This window comes from Salinivibrio sharmensis (genome assembly GCF_001995985.1).
GTDB classification, from domain to species: Bacteria; Pseudomonadota; Gammaproteobacteria; order Enterobacterales; family Vibrionaceae; genus Salinivibrio; species Salinivibrio sharmensis.
On the sequence record NZ_MUFC01000006.1, the window covers coordinates 25,676 to 44,220 of the forward strand.

Annotated in this window: 20 protein-coding genes; 9 read left to right on the plus strand and 11 right to left on the minus strand. The window is 51.7% G+C overall.

Translation table 11 applies throughout. From position 1 onward, the window contains the following. The first annotated feature begins 5 nt into the window (after positions 1-5). Together BZG74_RS07375 and trxC are read left to right on the plus strand one after the other, a co-directional pair. On the plus strand, positions 6-1,142 hold the full coding sequence (locus BZG74_RS07375; protein ID WP_077772173.1) for a M14 family metallopeptidase: 1,137 nt from the start codon (positions 6-8) through the stop codon (positions 1,140-1,142). A gap of 139 nt (positions 1,143-1,281) precedes the next feature. After that, a complete protein-coding gene (trxC, locus tag BZG74_RS07380; RefSeq protein ID WP_077772006.1) occupies positions 1,282-1,713 on the plus strand; it encodes a thioredoxin TrxC in 432 nt (143 codons plus the stop codon). A 76-nt stretch (positions 1,714-1,789) separates the two neighbouring features. On the opposite strand, the gene BZG74_RS07385 is transcribed toward trxC, so the two are convergent. Beyond that, positions 1,790-2,239, minus strand: coding sequence for an Lrp/AsnC family transcriptional regulator (locus BZG74_RS07385; RefSeq protein WP_077772007.1), 450 nt, complete (start codon positions 2,237-2,239; stop codon positions 1,790-1,792). Positions 2,240-2,386: 147 nt separating this feature from the next. Between BZG74_RS07385 and BZG74_RS07390 the strand changes: the two genes are divergently transcribed. Next, complete coding sequence (locus BZG74_RS07390; RefSeq protein ID WP_077772008.1) at positions 2,387-3,310, plus strand: DMT family transporter; 924 nt, start codon at positions 2,387-2,389, stop codon at positions 3,308-3,310. A 28-nt stretch (positions 3,311-3,338) separates the two neighbouring features. Here the strand turns inward: BZG74_RS07390 and htpX are convergent, their stop codons facing one another. Continuing rightward, positions 3,339-4,217: a protease HtpX gene (htpX, locus tag BZG74_RS07395; protein ID WP_077600609.1), complete on the minus strand. Its 879-nt coding sequence runs from the start codon at positions 4,215-4,217 to the stop codon at positions 3,339-3,341. A 497-nt stretch (positions 4,218-4,714) separates the two neighbouring features. On the opposite strand from htpX, the gene BZG74_RS15690 reads away from it, so the two are divergent. Continuing rightward, complete coding sequence (locus BZG74_RS15690; RefSeq protein WP_046073094.1) at positions 4,715-4,888, plus strand: hypothetical protein; 174 nt, start codon at positions 4,715-4,717, stop codon at positions 4,886-4,888. Between the two features lie 84 nt (positions 4,889-4,972). Here the strand turns inward: BZG74_RS15690 and bioD are convergent, their stop codons facing one another. From bioD to bioB, 4 genes are read right to left on the minus strand one after another with little or no spacing between them, the layout of a single operon-like run. After that, the gene (bioD, locus tag BZG74_RS07400) at positions 4,973-5,647 is read right to left on the minus strand and encodes a dethiobiotin synthase (RefSeq protein ID WP_077772009.1); all 675 of its coding nucleotides are present in this window, start codon (positions 5,645-5,647) and stop codon (positions 4,973-4,975) included. Next, complete coding sequence (bioC, locus tag BZG74_RS07405) at positions 5,640-6,434, minus strand: malonyl-ACP O-methyltransferase BioC (RefSeq protein ID WP_077772010.1); 795 nt, start codon at positions 6,432-6,434, stop codon at positions 5,640-5,642. The genes bioD and bioC overlap by 8 nt, the downstream gene beginning before the upstream one ends. Continuing rightward, on the minus strand, positions 6,431-7,645 hold the full coding sequence (locus BZG74_RS07410; protein ID WP_077772011.1) for an 8-amino-7-oxononanoate synthase: 1,215 nt from the start codon (positions 7,643-7,645) through the stop codon (positions 6,431-6,433). Before BZG74_RS07410 ends, bioC begins: the two co-directional genes overlap by 4 nt. A gap of 6 nt (positions 7,646-7,651) precedes the next feature. Then, positions 7,652-8,704 carry a biotin synthase BioB gene (gene bioB / locus BZG74_RS07415; RefSeq protein WP_077772012.1) on the minus strand — a complete coding sequence of 351 codons (1,053 nt, stop codon included), beginning with the start codon at positions 8,702-8,704 and terminating at the stop codon, positions 7,652-7,654. Between the two features lie 102 nt (positions 8,705-8,806). Between bioB and bioA the strand changes: the two genes are divergently transcribed. Further along, positions 8,807-10,087: an adenosylmethionine--8-amino-7-oxononanoate transaminase gene (gene bioA / locus BZG74_RS07420; protein ID WP_077772013.1), complete on the plus strand. Its 1,281-nt coding sequence runs from the start codon at positions 8,807-8,809 to the stop codon at positions 10,085-10,087. Between the two features lie 83 nt (positions 10,088-10,170). Here the strand turns inward: bioA and BZG74_RS07425 are convergent, their stop codons facing one another. The 4 genes from BZG74_RS07425 to BZG74_RS07440 form a co-directional block, all read right to left on the minus strand. Next, complete coding sequence (locus BZG74_RS07425) at positions 10,171-10,593, minus strand: VOC family protein (RefSeq protein WP_077772014.1); 423 nt, start codon at positions 10,591-10,593, stop codon at positions 10,171-10,173. Between the two features lie 131 nt (positions 10,594-10,724). Next, complete coding sequence (locus BZG74_RS07430) at positions 10,725-11,267, minus strand: GNAT family N-acetyltransferase (RefSeq protein WP_077772015.1); 543 nt, start codon at positions 11,265-11,267, stop codon at positions 10,725-10,727. Next, complete coding sequence (locus BZG74_RS07435; protein WP_077772016.1) at positions 11,264-12,478, minus strand: multidrug effflux MFS transporter; 1,215 nt, start codon at positions 12,476-12,478, stop codon at positions 11,264-11,266. Before BZG74_RS07435 ends, BZG74_RS07430 begins: the two co-directional genes overlap by 4 nt. Positions 12,479-12,651: 173 nt before the next feature. Next, entirely contained in the window at positions 12,652-13,449 is a 798-nt protein-coding gene (locus tag BZG74_RS07440) for a MetQ/NlpA family ABC transporter substrate-binding protein (protein ID WP_077772017.1), read from the minus strand. A 153-nt stretch (positions 13,450-13,602) separates the two neighbouring features. On the opposite strand from BZG74_RS07440, the gene BZG74_RS07445 reads away from it, so the two are divergent. From BZG74_RS07445 to sstT, 4 genes are all read left to right on the plus strand, one after another. Next, positions 13,603-14,172: an LON peptidase substrate-binding domain-containing protein gene (locus BZG74_RS07445; protein WP_077772018.1), complete on the plus strand. Its 570-nt coding sequence runs from the start codon at positions 13,603-13,605 to the stop codon at positions 14,170-14,172. Between the two features lie 126 nt (positions 14,173-14,298). Beyond that, positions 14,299-14,868 (plus strand): sigma-70 family RNA polymerase sigma factor, encoded by a 570-nt coding sequence (locus BZG74_RS07450; RefSeq protein WP_101494680.1) that lies wholly within the window; start codon positions 14,299-14,301, stop codon positions 14,866-14,868. Further along, positions 14,865-15,539, plus strand: a complete 675-nt coding sequence (locus BZG74_RS07455; protein ID WP_077772020.1) for a ChrR family anti-sigma-E factor — start codon at positions 14,865-14,867, stop codon at positions 15,537-15,539. The genes BZG74_RS07450 and BZG74_RS07455 overlap by 4 nt, the downstream gene beginning before the upstream one ends. 306 nt (positions 15,540-15,845) lie before the next feature. Then, positions 15,846-17,063, plus strand: coding sequence for a serine/threonine transporter SstT (gene sstT / locus BZG74_RS07460; protein ID WP_077772021.1), 1,218 nt, complete (start codon positions 15,846-15,848; stop codon positions 17,061-17,063). 138 nt (positions 17,064-17,201) lie between these two features. Here sstT and mlc read toward each other — a convergent pair whose 3' ends face one another. Beyond that, on the minus strand, positions 17,202-18,416 hold the full coding sequence (gene mlc, locus BZG74_RS07465; protein WP_077772022.1) for a sugar metabolism global transcriptional regulator Mlc: 1,215 nt from the start codon (positions 18,414-18,416) through the stop codon (positions 17,202-17,204). Positions 18,417-18,545 lie beyond the last annotated feature (129 nt).

An 18,545-nucleotide genomic window follows, 5' to 3' on the forward strand; every position in this document is an offset into this window, starting at 1 on the left:
GCTCTATGCGTATTTTTAGCCAGTTCGACAGCGGGAATATCCGCGTTGTTAACGATGACGACATCAACAACATTCAGCTTGCCATTCATAACGACAACCAATCTGAATTTTACCAATGGTTTCACTTTCGCTTAGAGGCGCAAGTCAATCAGGCTCACACATTGCATATTCAGCAACTGGCAGGCTCGGCCTACCCTGAAGGCTGGAAAGATTATCAAGCCGTCGCCTCTTACGATCGCGATACCTGGTTCCGCGTCCCCACTGAATTTGACGGCGATACACTCACCATTAAGGTGACGCCGCAACATGGCTCGATGTATTTCGCCTACTTTGCGCCGTATAGCTATGAGCGCCATTTGGATTTAATTCACCAAGCGCAGACCTATCCACAATGTCAGCTAGAAACCCTCGGCCAGACCGTGGACGGGCGTGATATTAGCCTTTTGAAAATCCGCTCAGAGCTCAGTGAGTCTGCGCAAGCAAAAACACCGATTTGGCTGATTGCTCGCCAACACCCTGGCGAAACCATGGCAGAGTGGTTTATCGAGGGTTTGCTCGACCGATTGCTTGACGACACCGACACCACCGCCCGCGCGCTGTTGGAAAAGGCAGACTTTTACATCGTGCCCAATATGAACCCCGATGGCAGCGTGCGCGGCCACCTGCGCACCAATGCAGTAGGTGCCAACTTAAACCGCGAATGGCAAGCTCCTACGCTTGAGCGCAGCCCTGAGGTGTATCATGTTCGTGCGCGCATGGAACAAACTGGGGTGAAAATGTGCCTCGATATCCACGGTGATGAGGCGATTCCGTATAACTTTGTTGCCGGTTGCGAGGGGATCCCTTCTTACGATGCGCGTATGGCGGATTTAGAGGACAGGTTTAAGCGTGCCTTACTCACCGTGACGCCTGAGTTCCAAGACGAGCACGGCTATGACAAAGATGCCCCTGGTAAGGCCAATCTGACCGTGGGCTCAAACTGGATTGGTGAGCGTTTCAACTGCTTGTCGTATACCGTTGAAATGCCGTTTAAAGATCATAACGACCAACCGGACTCAGATTTTGGTTGGTCACCGGCGCGCAGCCAAGCATTCGGTCGCGATATGCTCAGTGCCATCCTCAAGGTGGTGGACGCACTCTAGCGCGAAATGCATCAATTACCTGTGATGAAAGCCGGTGCCATGTCATCGGCTTTTTCTATTTGAGTGATTGATAATTTCAACTTGGGCGAGCCGAATTATCCACTTATATTAGGCACAAATAATTCAACGAGGAAACACCATGACAACCTTGACCTCACGCTGCCCTCACTGCCAAGCCATGAACCGCATCCCGAACGAGCGGGTCAATGACGCGCCCAAATGCGGCAAGTGCCAGTCTGATGTGCTGGACGGTAAACCGATTGAGGGCACCAGCGAAAACTTTAACGCGCTGCTAAATAGCGATGTGCCTGTCGTGGTCGATTTTTGGGCCCCGTGGTGTGGACCATGCCAAAGCTTCGCCCCTGCCTTTGCGGCAGTGGCCGAGCAAGAGGAAGGCCGAGCACGCTTTGTCAAAATCGATACCGAAGCGCAGCAAGCATTGGCCGCGCAGTATCGTATTCGCAGTATTCCAACGCTAATGGTGTTTAAAAACGGCGAGCGCGTTGACATGATGAACGGTGCCCTGCCACAAAACGCCTTTAGCGACTGGTTAAGCCAGCACCTTAGCTAATCGCTATTCGCTAATCGCTAGTCGCTAGTCGCTAGTCGCTAGTCGCTAACAACCATCTCACAATAATGGCGCGGCGCTATACTTTTAGCGCCGCGCCTTGTTTTACCGCGCGGATCGCCACATTGGTATTAATGTCTTTAACCATCGCCAAGGTTTGCAGCTGGCGCATAAAGGCTTCATAGTGGGGTAAATCGCGTGTCACTACTTCCAGTAAATAGTCATAGGTGCCAGAAATCACGTGGCCGTTGATGACTTCATCCATTTCCACCAGTGCGTGCTCAAAAGTAACAATCGCCTCTTCTCGGTGATTGCTCAAACTCACATTGACGAAAAAGGTCATGTGTAGCCCAATCCGTTGGCGGTCGAGCGTGACCTGATAGGACGCTATCACCCCATCGGCTTCCAGCTTTTTGATTCGTCTTGCACAAGGCGAAAACGACAGCCCGACCGCATCGGCAATCTCTGCGGTCGTGCGGCGCGCATCGTCTTGTAACAGCGCCAGAATGGCTTTGTCTTTACTGTCCAAACCCTCTCCTTGGTAATTTTCATCAATTATTCAATGCTAACCGATGATAACCACTAATAAAGGATGAAACTACCCGTTACTTTGCCACCAATCCCTCCTTTGACGCTGCCACACTAACCGCATCTATTAACAAGGAAGTGATCAACCATGCCTGCCACCTCTCAACGTTTATTAGGCCTCGCCGCCATGCTTGTTACCGTGACCATTTGGGCGAGCCTGTTTATCTCCTTGCGTCAGGCCAGCCAGTCGGTGTTAACCAGTGGCGATATTGCCCTACTGCGCTTTTTACCTGCCGCCCTCCTATTTGGTTGGCTGAGCCGTCATCGGGTGCGCCATATTGCCTCCGTGCCTAAACGTTATCTGTTTGCGATTGCCTTCGGGGCCGGTTTACCGTTTTATCTGCTCGCCGCCACAGGTATGCAGTTTGCCCCTGTCGCCGATGGTGCCTCGTTGATTCCTGGGATCTTGCCACTGTTTGTCTCTGCGATTGCTTGGGGCGTTTATGGCGAGTCGCTCTCGGTGGGACGGCGATTAGGGATTGGGCTGATCGTCACCGGCATAGGTGCATTTTTATGGCATTCGCTGTTCTTCTCGCCGTGGAGCGTGACGCAAGGCCATTTGATTTTGCTCGCAGCCAGCATCAGTTGGGCGTGGTTTACCATTGGCGTACGTGTCACGGGCTTAAATGCCGCAGAAGCCGGCGCGGTGCTCGCGATATCGGCCGTCTTACTGCTACCGGTGGGCGCGATGAGCGGGCTTATCTCGTTTAATCTACTCCAAGCCCCTCTCGGTGAGCTGGGCTACCATGTACTGGCGCAAGGCTTAGGCGTGGGGATCATTGCCAATTACAGCTATGCGTTTGCGATTCGCCGTTTGGGCGCAGAAATGAGTGCCGCAATAGGCGCATTCACGCCTGTGGTGGCCGCATTGATCGCGATCCCCGTATTCTCGGAAACCGTCAGCGCGCTTACCGTGGTGGCGATGGCGTTAATTGTATTGGGTGCGGTGCTTGCTAGTGAAGGAATAAAGTGGCGTCGCGCACAAACAAAAAGCGGCCCGCAGGCCGCTTAATCGATGACTCGACGTTATCGCTATCCGGTTATAGATAGTCGCCACGGCGCAAGGCATCGATACGTTTTTCTAGCGGTGGGTGAGTCATAAAAAGCTCACTCAGCGTTTTCTTACCGTTGATGCCAAATGCCATCATTGAGCCTTCCAGTTTCGGCTCGTGGCTGACTTTCAAACGCTCCAGTGCGGCAATCATTTTCTGTTTGCCCACCAGCTGCGCCGAGCCTGCATCGGCGCGGAATTCGCGATGACGGCTAAACCACATGGTGAGAATGCTGGCCAGAATGCCAAACACGATTTCTAGCACTGACGACACCAAGAAGTACATCATCCAGTTGCCGCCGCCTTCGCCTTCTTCGTCGCTGTTCATGCCGCTGACCGCACCGGCGATGACACGAGCAATAAAGATCACGAAGGTGTTCACCACCCCTTGCATCAAGGTCATGGTGACCATGTCGCCATTAGCAATGTGGCTGATTTCGTGTGCCAGCACGGCTTCGGCCTCATCACGGGTCATGTTTTGCAGCAGACCGCTTGATACCGCCACCACAGAATCATTACGTTTTGCACCGGTGGCAAAGGCGTTGATGTCAGGTGAGTTGTATACGGCTACGGTTGGCATGCCAATGCCAGCGCGCTGCGCCTGTTGACTGACCGTATTCATTAGCCAGTGCTCGGTTTCGTTGCGTGGGTGCTCAATCACTTGCGCCCCCACCGAGCGCAATGCCATTGATTTTGACATCAGCAACGATATAAACGAGCCGCCAAACCCGAATACGGCCGCCAATACTAACAATCCTGACAAGCTGCCCGGCTGCATGCCTGTGACGGCATAAATGATATTCAGCACAATGCTGAATACGATCAGAACCGCGAGGTTGGTAGCGAGAAATAATCCTAAGCGTTTCATGGTGTGTCTCCGTCGCTTAAACCCAGTGTTTAGCGCTTATTTGTTGTAATGATAAAAATAGTATGGGCATTAATGATAAAAACAATCCTTTGATGCAATTTGTTACGAATAAATCCCGGTCGTCGCTTATGGCACCCGTACCATCCAGCTCTCTGCACCGACCAGTTAGTGTGGCACGTTATTCCGATCTGATCTAAAGAAATTGTGATACCGCGCAATGTTGGATTTTTAACAATCCATTCAAACATTTAACAATCTTTGAGACAGGAAAGCCCAATAAAAAAGACAAAAAACCACCAATATAGACTTTGGTCGAGTTGTCATCGCCGTTTACTCAGGCTAATTTATGCGCAGCTGTTTAAAACTATGACGCTGATGCACTATGTAAGACACTAGGCAATGAGCAGTCAGCGGTCATATCAACCGTTACGTTTACAACCACCCAGTGTGGACAACCTAACCTTAACAACGCAACGCGTTATCAATGGAGTGAGACCATGGCAGAGCAAGAAAACTACCGAGTCGCTATCGACATCTTAACCTGTCATCTCGGCATGAGCTTCGATGAAGCCTGCTCAGAGCTTGGGTTAGCGTCGGATGACGCGACAGCGGCGCGCCAGATGGCCGAGGTTCAGCAAAGCCTAATGGGTGTGCGAGACGACCAAAAGTAATTGTCTACCCGCAATTGACTACCTAAATAGACAAAAAGCCAGCACAACGCTGGCTTTTTTGATCGCTACATTCTCGCAATATGTTTACAACGGCGTAATATCTAAGTGGCTCGCGCATTGTGCTGGCGAGGCATCGGCAGCAAACGGCAAGTGTCCCAGACAAGGCGCATCTAGATGCGCGTCAAGGTAGCGCACCATTTCATCACTGTACTGCGCCTTAGGATCCACGGCGTTTGCGACCCATCCAGCTAACGTAAGCCCGCGTGCACGTATGGCCTCTGCGGTGAGTAAAGCATGGTTTAAACAGCCAAGCTTTATTCCCACCACCATGATCACTGGCAGTTGGTGGGCAACCACCCAATCGGCCAGCGTTTCAGTCTCACTCAGTGGCACTTGCCAGCCTCCAGCCCCTTCTACTAATACTGGGCTGGCCTGCTGTTTTAAATGCGCGAGCCCATCGCTCAACATCTGGGTATCGATGGGCTTGTTGGCTAACACGGCCGCCCAGTGCGGCGAACACGGTGTTTCTAACAACACTGGGTTGATCGCGGCATACGGCAATGCAGTCGCACTGGCATGCTGTAAAGTGACAGCGTCACTATTTAGTTGGTAATCAGGCGCTAAGTCGGTACCAGCGGCGACAGGCTTGTAGCCCACCGCTTGATAGCCCTTTGCGATAAAAGCGTGCAACAGCGCCGCCGTAGTATAGGTTTTCCCCACTTCGGTGTCGGTGCCGGTAATAAAGTAACTGTCATGCATGATGGTGAATCACTATGTAGCCAATTTGATAGGTCGCCGGTAAGGTGTTGGCGGTGAGTGCAAAACGCTGATACGCCTTTTCTACCGCGCTAAACTGCGCTCTTGTCGCCAGCCCTTGCTGCCCCGCCCCTTGCGGGCGATAGGTAGCGCCAATGCCTTTTAAACTTTTCATCACCGCATGGGCATTGGCAAAAGTCAGCTGTTCGCTTTCTTGCAACACGGTTGCGTGTCTAAGCCCGGCGTGTTGGGTCGCCTGTTGTAACTCTGAGAAGGAGATAAAGCGGTTCACCCGTGACGTGCCGCATGCTTGTTGCCACGCGCTGTCGAGTTCACACAAAGATCCGGTGAGCAGTGTCGAAACAAGAATTTGCCCGCCGGGTTTAACAACCCGACTTAGCTCCGCCAATGGCACGTGCAAATCGTCACACCATTGCAGCGCTAACGAGCTAAATGCCAGATCGACACTATTATCAGCCAGCGGCAAATGCTCCGCATCAGCTTGTATGCCTAGCATGGCATCACCACAGCGCGCTTTTGCCGTTGCAAGCATAGGGGCGCTGAGATCCAGCCCAATCACTGTCTTGGCGTGAGTCATCCACTGCTGGCTGAAATAGCCGGTGCCACAGCCGACATCTAAGACGGTGCCATGTCGGATAGCCTTTTGCTCTGACTCAGCCAATGCCATTAACCGATGACCGACACGGCGCTGCAACGTTGCACTGTCGTCATAATGGGGCGCGGCTCGGCCAAACGCTCGAGCAATCGCTTGTTTATCGGCGACGGTCATGCTGTCACCCCACACACTTTGTCGCTCGCTAATACCGGTTTAAGCGCCTCAATCAGTGCGGTGATATCTGTTTTTTGATGCTGCGCGGACAGGCTGATCCGCAGACGTGCGGTGTTGGCAGGCACAGTCGGTGGCCGAATCGCTCCTACTCGGATATGGGCCTTCATCAAGGCGTGATTTACCTGCTGTAACGCTGCCAAATCGCCGATAATCAGCGGTTTGATCGGGCTAGGCGTCGCAAGTAGTCGCGGTAAATGCTGCCGATTACCAGCGCGCGGTTCGAAAACAGACGTCGTCTCTAACCAATCGTGGAGCCCTTGCGCTAGCTGTTCAGCATGGGCGCTGAGTGTTTCTCGCCGCCAGTGCTCTGTTCGTGCCAGCCTAATCGTATCCTCAATGAGTGCCGCTTGCGCCGGTGGCATGGCCGTCGAGTACACATAATGGCGAGCGAACTGGCGCAAATAGTCAATAATGGTGGGAGAAGCCAACACTGCCGCGCCGGCGACGCCCAAGGCTTTTCCAAACGTCACGATTAAAATATCCGGCCGAGCGCCACGACTGATGCTGCCCTCGCCTTCTTGCCCTAACACGCCAATCCCATGCGCATCATCCAGAGCCCAGAGCGCGCCCGATTGGTTGGCAATCGCGGCAAGGCTTTCGGTTGGCGACACATCGCCATCCATGCTAAATACCCCTTCCGAGACAATCAGCGATGCGGAAGACTGGGTTTGCTTCGCGAGCAGTTGGCGAAGGTGTGCCATGTCGTTATGACGAAAACGCCGCTGTGTGGCAGGGCTCAATACGCCAGCCTCAATCAAGGAGGCGTGGTTGAGTTTGTCTTGAAACAAGGCATCGTCTTTACCTAACAGTGTAAACAGCAACGCCTGATTGGCGGTAAAACCACTGTTAAACAGTATCGCTTGCGGGTAACCCAGCCAGTCACACAGCTGATCACAAAGGGATTGATGCGCGGCGGTAAAACCAGATACCACCGGCGAGGCCGTCGCGCCCACACCCCAGCGTTCAAGATGCTGCTGCGCCTTTTTGACCAGCCGCGGGTCTTGCGCAAGGCCTAAGTAATCATTACCCGCAAAGTTACGCCATGACTCGGCGACGGCATTGTCACCATTTTGCCGCCACAAGCCTTGTTGCTGTCGCGTCGCCAGTTCGCACTGATAACGACGAGTCAGCGCTGATGTTGTATCAGTCATGGGGATTTAGACACTGGCATCGTAGAACAGATCGCCTTCTTGCGGGCGCGATGCCACTCGCTCGGCCACCTGCTCGAGTAAGTCGTGCTCAGTGACTTGATCGGGCTTTTGGCTAACCGCTTCGCGATTAATACCCAGCTTTTTAAATAGCTGCATATCCGCATCTTCGTCAGGGTTTGGTGTGGTCAACAGCTTGCAGCCGTAGAATATCGAGTTGGCGCCAGCCATAAAGCACAAGGTTTGCATTTGCTCGTTCATGTCTTCGCGCCCGGCAGACAGCCGCACTGCCGATTTGGGCATCATGATCCGCGCCACCGCGATAATGCGGACGAAATCGAACGGGTCGACGTCATCGACGTCCTCAAGCGGCGTACCTTTTACTTTGACCAGCATGTTAATCGGCACGCTTTCTGGGTGAGCAGGCATATTGGCCAGCTCAACCAGCAAACCTGCGCGATCGCGAGCACTTTCGCCCAGCCCAATAATGCCGCCGGAACACACCTTCATTCCCGCGTCTCGCACGTTAGATAAGGTATCAAGGCGTTCTTGATACGTCCGCGTGGTAATAATGTTGCCGTAAAACTCAGGCGAGGTATCGAGATTGTGGTTGTAGTAATCCAAACCCGCCTCCGACAAAGTCTTGGCTTGCTCGGCATCCAACATGCCCAATGTCATGCAGGTTTCCAGCCCTAATCCTTTTACGCCCTGGATCATATCGAGCAAATATGGCATATCGCGTTGCTTGGGGTTTTTCCACGCCGCGCCCATGCAAAAGCGCGTCGCGCCTGAGGCTTTGGCTTTTTCTGCCGCTTCAAGCACGCGTTCCACTTCCATTAAGCGCTCTTTCTCAACATCGGTGCGATACCGCGCACTTTGCGGACAATATTTGCAATCTTCTGGACAGGCGCCGGTTTTGATCGATAACAGCGTGCTCACTTGCACTTGGTTGGCAGGATGATATTCACGATGCACTTGCTGCGCTTCAAACAGCAAATCTATAAAGGGTTTATCGAACAATGCTTGCACTTCCTGTGCGGTCCAGTTGTGTCTTATTTCCACGCGGTTTTCCCCGTTGTTGTCGTTTTAATGCTTGGCTAGTCTACCCACAGACGTTAACCTGTCAACACAACAAGATCACACTGGTTTACATCTGATTTATTTATGAGCACTAACACCCATTTTGACCGTGAGCATATCTGGCACCCCTACACCTCAACGCTCGACCCTTTGCCATGCTTACCTGTCTCACACGCAAGCGGCGCCGAGCTACATCTTGAAGATGGCACCGCTCTGATTGATGGCATGTCGTCATGGTGGGCAGCCATTCACGGCTATAACCACCCTGCTTTAAACGCCGCAGCGCATCAGCAAATCGATAAGATGTCGCATGTGATGTTTGGCGGTCTCACCCACCAGCCCGCGGTATCGCTTTGCGAGCGCTTGGTCGCGCATTCACCCGCCCCGCTCACGCAAGTGTTTTTGGCCGATTCAGGCTCTGTGTCAGTAGAAGTGGCACTTAAAATGGCGATGCAATATTGGCAGGGACGCGACGAGTCGCGCGCACAGTTTTTGACCTTGCGTCATGGCTACCATGGCGACACGTTCGCCGCCATGTCGGTGACGGATCCTGATAATTCGATGCACAAACTCTACAAAGGATTTCTGCCTCAGCATCATTTTGTGCCGTCGCCACAAAGCCGCTTTGACGGTGACTGGAGCCCTAACGACATTCAGCCTATGCGCGACGCACTGGCCACCCACCATGGCCAACTGGCCGCGGTGATCTTAGAGCCCATCGTGCAAGGCGCAGGTGGTATGCGCTTTTATCATCCCGAATACCTGCGCCAAGTGCGCGCTCTATGCGACGAATTTGATGTGCTGCTGATTGTGGATGAAATTGCCACCGGATTTGGCCGCACCGGTAAACTATTTGCTTGCGACCACGCGGGGATCAGCCCAGATATACTCTGCGTCGGTAAAGCACTGACCGGTGGCTACATGACCTTAGCCGCCACGCTAACCACCCGCCATGTGGCCGATACCGTCTGCAGCGGTGATGCAGGCTGTTTTATGCACGGTCCTACCTTTATGGGCAACCCACTCGCCTGTGCCGTGGCCTGCGCCAGCATTGATACCTTGTTAGAAAGTGACTGGCCGCAGACCGTCGCACACATCGAGCAACAGCTGAAAACTGGCTTAGCGCCTGCTCGCGCATTGGAATGTGTGGCAGACGTGCGTGTGCTTGGCGCAATTGGCGTGATAGAGCTGACCGATCCGGTAAACCTGGCCGATATCCAGCCTTTAATGACCGCCCAAGGCATTTGGGTTCGCCCCTTCGGCAAACTGGTGTATGTAATGCCACCCTACTGCATCCGCGACGACCAACTCCACCAACTCACCCAAGGGATGATCACCGCAATTAAGCAGTTTTTTGGTGAGTAGAGAGTCGATGCTGCACACACCGCTCCGTTGAAGATGGGGCGGTGTGTTTCTATCTGGGAAAGCGAGCAGTGCGGCTTTGTGCCTTACTCGTAGAGATATCTTTCTTCGGTTTTGTCGGATGAGTAAGCGACCAACTCCCACTCAAAACCGGCTTTGTCATAGAAATACATCCGCTTACGGTGGGTTTCGTGCGCCATTGAACCATTGGGTTGATAACCTTTTTCAAGTAGGCGTTCGCGGATGGCATCGATGTCATCAATGATCAAGCCAATATGATTCACACCTTGAGATTTATAGGTACTACGTGGCTGTATGCTGGGTTCTGAGCTTGGGTTGGGCTCTTGCAGTGCAAAGTAGCAGTGCTCATTGCCCACATGCACCCAACGATATCCTTTTGGCGATTGGGCATCTTGGCGAATTTTAAAATCGGGGACAGCCACCGCCAAAAACGCTAACGCAGCATCCATGTCCACCACAGTCATATTTACGTGTTCGATTGTTGTCATCATTCATTCCCTTTATCCGTGCTATCGAAAACTGAGCTTGGAAAGCTAAACATCGAGAGCAAGGATAAAACCTCAAGATAACTTGAGGTCAACGAACAAAACAAAATCAGTGATCTGGGGAAACACTTAAATCATGCTGCGGTATAGGTGTAGATCCAGTCGTCGTAACAAACACCGCCAATAGCAAAGGCATCGGGATCAATACGGCTAAGTTGAAATCCTACCTTTTCTAGCACGCGCGCCGAAGCAAGGTTACCCGCGGTCACTGTCGCATTGATGATTCGCGCACTACCATGATGGATGGCAAAATCGGTGACAGCCTGCAAAGACTCAGTCCCATAACCACGTCGATGATAAGGCGGCAACAGTAAATAGCCGACTTCCGCGACATCCTGCTCAAGCAAAAAGCCGGTGACGCCGATTGGCGTTTGTGTCGCCGTCTCTACGATTACCAAACACAACCAATGCTTAGCGTCAGGGGACCAGGATGCGAGCCGTTGCTCAAATCGGGCTTCAATTTCATCCAGTGGCATGGGGTCAAAACATTGCGCAATGACGGCGTTTTCCGTGTGTAGGCGGTGGAACAACGGCCAGTCCGCTTTGGTCATTGCCCGCATGCTCAGGCGTGGGGTTGTCAGCGGAAACAGACTCTTTTCTAACCGTGTATTTGTCATGATGCCTCACTCGGGGTACTAGCGACGTTGACTGTAGGTGCCGCAAAACCGCGGAAGATATTGTGAACAGAAAGCAGCGCAAACACGCCCACCACCACGCCAAGGTGCCAGGCTTCGCTAACGCCCAAACTCAATAACGCCATACTCATCAACGCGGAAATAATCATCTGTCCACCACCGGAGAGCGCGGCGACAGTGCCGGCTTGGTTAGAGTAAGGTTGCATCACCTGCGATTGCGAACACGGCAGCGCAATCCCGTTACCAAACACCATAAAGAACTGCCCTACCATCAGCAGTAAAGGATCCATTGGCGTCAGCCATAACCAAACCGCAGAGATGAGCTGCATCACGGGTGCCATTAGCAGCATACGCTTGGTGCCCAAACGCGGCCGAATGCGCGACACCAGTGTGCTACCCAGCAATAAGCCACATGTCGGAATAAGCGCCCACAGCGCATATTGATCCGAGGTCATACCGATGCGCTCTTGCATTAAAAATGGCATCAGCGACACCGTGGTGATCACCAAGGTAAAGTTAAGCCAACTAATACTGGCGAAATAAAGAAAATACGGTGTTTTTAGCAGCGCACCGTAGCGACCAAGGATCACCTTCACATTAGGCAACGACGAACGAGTGTGCATGCTTTCTTTGAACAGGAAAAACAACACGCACCACACCAAGCTGGTATACACCATTAGCAAAATAAAGATCGCCAGCCAGCCTAGGTTATGGTTTACAAACCCGCCAATCACAGGAGCGACGATGGGGGTCAACGACGCCACCATAATCAAATACGACATCGCTTGCGGCAGTTGATCGCCAGAATAAGAGTCACGAGTAAAGGCACGTGAGAGCACGGCACAACAGCCGGTCCCCATTCCTTGGATGCAGCGGCCAATGACCAAACCGGTGAAACTGGCGCTAAAGCTCACCATCACGGTTAGGCCAATCAGTGAAAGCAACACACCGGCTAACAATACGCGGCGACGGCCAAGTGCATCCGAGATCGGCCCGTAGATAAACTGTGATGGCCCAAAGCCGAGTAAATAGGCAGAGATCAGCAACTGGACGTTGTCCATACTGAGATTGAAATCACGAGCTATCCAGGGCAAAGACGGAAATACTAAGCCCATACTGAATTGCCCAATACTGACGGTCAGGCATGCCAGCAACACAGGCGACCAATTAAATGGGCGGCTAGCCGATTGCATCCAATTTCCTATGCGTTTTAGTGATGTGAGGAGGTAGACGTCGCGATCCTAGCACATGGTGGATCACCGATAGAGCACTATGGTAACAGTAATAACTGTATGAGTGGTAAACAAATAGTGACGTTTGGCTATCGGCCAGCATTGCACTGACCGATTATATTAGTGACGGTAACTTAGAATGCTGGCTCTATGGTGCCATTGAAGGTGTCTTGCAAAAACTGACGTGTTTTGTCTGATTGGAATAACGCAAGTAGTCGCTGATACGTCGGGTTATCTTGATCTTCTTTGCGTGCGGCCACCACCATCACGGCGAGCGGCGCTTCTTTAGATTCCAAGAAAATGCCCTGCTCGCTCGGATCAAGCCCTGATGACATTACATAGTTCATGGTGATCGCCGCGGCATCGACATCTTGCAAACTGCGCGGCAGTTGTGCCGCTTCTACTTCCACAAATTCGAGCTGTTTAGGGTTGGATTGAACATCTTGCAGCGTGGCTTTAAAACCAACATTGTCAGCCAACGTAATCAATCCTGCGTCTTCCAACAATAACAACGCGCGACCGGCATTAGTGGGATCATTGGGGATCGCTATTTGTGCGCCGTTCGCTAACGCCTCAAGACTGTCGACTTTGTCGGAATAAATCCCCATTCGCATTAAGATGGAGCGACCAATCGCCACCAACTCGCTATCGTGGTTTTGGTTGAAGTTATCGAGAAACGGCTGATGCTGATAGCTGTTTAAATCCAAGCTGCCATCCGCTAGCCCTGCATTAGGCGAGATGTAGTCGGAGAATTCCACAACCTCAACGTCAATCCCCTCCTCTTTCGCTTGCTTAGCCACCGACTCAACCACTTGCGCATGAGGACCTACCGTTGCGCCAATTTTAATCGTTTCATTCTCCTCAGCGCACCCTGAGAGCAATACCGCGATGAGTAGTGACGCGAGACTGGCACCAAGTTGTTTTATCTTCATTCCCTTACCCTTCAAATAGCCATTTAGACTTCTAGAATGCCATATCGAGTATTAATGTCAATACGATTAGCTTGATACAAGGTTCGGCTTGATCGCATTGCCGGCACTGCGCGTAATGGGGAGCATGTTGAATCGATAGAAGGAGGCATAAGTATGGCTAAGCTGTTTCCTTTGCCCCTGTTTTTGCTTCCAGGTGGCAGGGCAAAACTGCGCATTTTTGAACCGCGTTATTTGCGCCTCGTCCGTGAGTGCTCTGCAAACCAAGAAGGGTTTGTATTGGCAATGATGCAGGGGAAACGCCTATATAAATACGGCACGCTGGTCGACATTGTCGATTTTGAAACACTCCCTGATGGTTTATTGGGGATTACGATCGCCGGCCGTCAACGTGTGGAAATTCTATCGACCGATCAAGAAGCCGATAAATTATGGGTGGGTGACATACGTGCTCTCGATGACTGGCCTCATGACGAGTATTTGGACGAGGACCAAGCCGACGATAAAGAACGCATCGCATCCGGGCTAAAACATGTGTTTGCAGCCCATCCTGAGCACGCAGAACAATATGAGGCGCCACCTTTTGATGATCTAACCTGGAGTTGCCAGCGCTGGCTGGAGATATTGCCGCTTTCTAATGCGCAAAAACAATGGTTTATTGCTCAAGAGTCGGCAGACGAGGCCAAAGAGTTCATCAGCCAGCTTCTTGAAGAGCAAGTGGAGTGATCCAATTGGTCAAGGCTACGTATTGGTAGCGAAATGGACGGCTACGACAGATAGGACTCAACTATGACTGCGCCACAAACCATGTATACTGAGACCACCATTTCCAGACGGGACACGCGTGCCAACATGACTGACGTGACGAAGGAAGAGTTGTCTGAATTATTATTGAAAGTCTCGGAGGACCGCGACCGCGCTGCCTTTGAACGCCTGTTCCGGTTCTTCGGCCCTAAAATACGCTCCTACGGCTCCAAACACCTTCGCGCCGACGGCCAAGCGATGGAACTTGTGCAAGAGACCATGTTAGTGGTGTGGCGAAAAGCGCATTTGTATAACGCCGAAAAAGGGGCGGCGACCACCTGGGTATTCACCATTATGCGCAACATTAGCTTTGATATGCTGCGTAAGGTGCAATCGAACCGCGAAGATAATTTTAGCGATGACATTTGGCCCGTGCTCGAATCCGGTCAGCAAGACAATGAAACTGACGCGGGTGCTCAGTACATGATGGATCAAGAGCTGTTGTCGTTCATTGACGAGTTACCCGAAGTCCAACAACAAGTGGTGAGGGGTGTTTATCTTAAACAGCTTACCCACCAAGAGTTGTCAGAACAGTTGAACGTGCCGCTGGGCACCGTAAAATCCCGATTGCGTTTAGGTCTGGAAAAGCTCCGCAATCACCTGGAGGTTAAACAATGATTAAATATCACCCATCGACCGACTTATTAGACGCGTTTGCTGCAGGCAAACTGCCCACCTCGATGGCGATTGCGTTGTCAGCTCATGTTGAGCTCTGCCAGGAATGCCAGGCATATGTCGCCGCTGCAGAAGCCTCGCTCGCAGATGCGGCGTTCGATGACGAAGAAATATCTGCTACTGATTGGGATTACGCGGCTGAAGACGACATGCTTGCCGCCATTTTCGAGGATACGGCGGCCAACGAGGACGATGTCGATGTGCAAGCACCTGTTCGCGCGACGCAAATCAGTGTCAGTGATAAAACCTACACACTGCCGCGCGCGCTACAGCGCTTTAGCGACTCTAACTGGTCATCATTTGGCAAAGTACAGCGCGCCCGGTTGAACCTTGATGAAGGGGCCACACGTGCCAGTTTTCTCCATATTGATGAAGGCGGCTCGGTACCTGCGCACACGCACAAAGGCTATGAGTTAACCCTTTTGCTTGATGGTACGTTCGAGGATGAAAGTGGCGAATACGTGCCGGGTGATTTTATTTTGCTCGACAGTCGCCATCATCACACGCCATTCACCAAGCAAGGGTGTTTGTGCTATACGGTGGCCGATGCACCGCTTTATTTCACCAAGGGTGTGAGCAAATTACTCAATACCGTGGGACATGCGATTTACTAAAAAATTCTGTGTTAGTTGTTATCCTTCTGGCGGCTGCGAAGCCGCCTTTTTTTATGCTAAAGAGGCAACGGAATGCGAGCATTTGCTCGGCCATGCTCTCCATTATCGCCATTAATCTCGTGGCGGTAACAGAATAATTACACCTGGTAAACCTTTACTTAATGACAACTCTCCGGCTCAGTCCTACATAACTAGTGCAAAGTAGTAATTTTCCCTTTACATCGGGTGAATCAAACTGGTTTAATTCGTCACTTCTAACGATTCATTAACAGCCATTGATAATAAACACAGTGAAGTGAGAGTCACATGAGTCAAACACAACTCGCCAGTGTCAGCCGAGGCAACTCGTTGGTACTTCAAATCCTTGTCGGTATTCTTGCCGGTGGTGTCCTTGCATACCTGTCTCCTGAGTGGGCAGCGAATGCAGGACTGTTCGGACAACTCTTTGTCAGCGCGTTGAAAGCCGTTGCCCCCATTTTGGTCTTCGTTTTAGTGGCGGCTTCCATTGCTAACCAAAAGCAAGGGCAGCGCGCCAATATGCGCCCTATTATTGGTCTGTACCTTGTCGGTACGCTTGCTGCCTCGCTGACGGCAGTCACCATGAGCTTCTTGTTCCCAACGACCCTAGAATTTGTCACCACAGATGCCAGCATCACCCCACCAGAAGGGATTACCCAAGTATTAAGCACCTTGCTTTTCAATATTGTGGATAATCCCGTTAGCGCATTGATGAACGGTAACTATATCGGCATTCTCGCGTGGGCGATTGGTTTAGGGATTGCCTTGCATCACGCATCAAATGAAACCAAACGCGTGTTTTCTGACGTGTCAGAAGGCGTGTCGATGATCGTGCGCTTTGTGATCCGTTTCGCCCCTTTGGGTATCTTCGGCTTGGTCGCCAGCACACTGGCTAAAAGTGGCTTTGATGCTCTCGCGGGCTATGTGCACCTTCTCGGTGTGTTACTGGGCAGCATGTTCACCATCGCACTGGTGGTTAACCCAGCGATTGTGTACTTCAAAACAGGTCAAAACCCATACCCACTGGTTTTAAAATGCCTACGTGAAAGTGGTATCACTGCCTTCTTTACCCGAAGCTCAGCCGCCAACATCCCGGTGAATATGCAACTGTGCCGCCGTCTTGACTTGGATGAAGACACCTACTCGGTTTCTATTCCACTGGGTGCAACCATTAACATGGGCGGTGCGGCAATTACCATTACCGTATTGACGTTGGCAGCAGTTCACACATTGGGTATTGAAGTGGATATCGCCACGGCGGTACTACTGAGTATTGTGGCAGCGGTTTCAGCTTGTGGTGCATCTGGTGTGGCCGGCGGCTCATTGCTGTTGATCCCACTGGCCTGTAACTTGTTCGGGATCCCACAAGAGATTGCCATGCAGGTGGTAGGGATTGGCTTTACCATTGGCGTCTTGCAAGATTCCGCGGAAACCGGCCTCAACAGCTCAACCGATGTGGTATTTACCGCAGCCGCTTGCATGGCTGAAGAAAGAAAAAATAGTTAACATCGCTATTTAAAGAAACACTTTCACAAAAGCAGGTGCGAATCACCTGCTTTTTTTATCTCTGATAGACAGGACAAAGCCATCATTCAGGTTAGTTTTTCAGCGTTGCCAGGCGTCATAGCACTGAAACGACGACGCCTATCCTTCCAGCACTTTCATCAGCAAATTGCCATCGTACATGGCTTGTTTGACCATCGCCGCGCCAGGCATGGTGGCTTGGGTGTAAAAATAGCTCTCTTCCAACACCAGGTGCTTACTATATAACGGGATGGTTTGGGTCTTTAAACACTCCATAATCGCGGGATAAAGCACGCTCTTCGCACGATTAAACTCTCCGCCAAAGAGTATTTTTTCTGGATTGAATAAATTCACTACAATCGCGATAGCCGTACCCAGGTGATGCCCCAACTCAGTGATCACCTGATGCGCGAGCCCATCGCCTGCCACCGCCGCGTCGCAAATGCCGTCTATGGTTAATGGTTGACCCTGTAACTGGCTCGCGTGCCCCTCATCCAGTAGCGTCTGTACCTGTTCATACACGGCAGAGAGACTGGCGACCGTCTCAAGGCAACCATAATTACCGCAAAAACAGCGTTTGCCGAAAGGCTTAACCTGGATGTGGCCCAACTCGCCCACATTGCCAATACGCCCTTGAAGGACTTTACCCTCGAGTATGATGCCGGCACCGACCCCATTATGAACAGCCACCAACACTGCACTATCGGATTCTTTCGCGTTGCCAAATAACTTCTCTGCCAACGCCCACGAGCGCGTATCGTTACCGACAAATACTGGCAGCCCCGTCTCACGGTGTAACACCGGCCCCAGCGGCATATGGTCAACCTCAAAATGCGGCATCTGAATGACAGTACCTTGGGCGCTGTTGACCAAACCGGGGAGCGAGACCGCAATACTGGTAACACGATCAACCGTTTCTTGGTGGCGTGAGAAAAAAGCTTTTACGTATTCAACCACCGTCGAAAGCAAGGCATCCTGCGCCATCACATCTATTTCATGGCGTTCTTGAATGAGGATGTCACTACTCAGTGAGTGCAGTGCCATGGTGAGGTAACCACGCCCAAGGCGCATAGATAAGAACTGCCAGCCCTCATTATCTAGCACCAGGCCGACGGCAGGCCGGCCACGCATGCTGGTACCCTGTATTTGTGTTTCTTTGACCAAGTGCGCGTCCATCAACTCTCGAACAATTTTGGTAATACTGGCGGGTGCTAATTGACTGCGTTTCGACAGTTCGATCCGAGAAATCGGGGCAAAACGGTCGATTAAATTATAAATCGTCCCCGCATTTTTACGCTTGATGTGATCAATATGTCCCGGCTGCCCAATAATCATGCCTTGTCCTATAACTGCTTGGCTATGGTGATACCCCTGATACCACCTGTCTTCGTGAATTTTTTTACTTCGCGAACTAATTGTGAAGCAGTAAGCCACTAGCCCGTGATGTGGGTCACTTTAGATCGC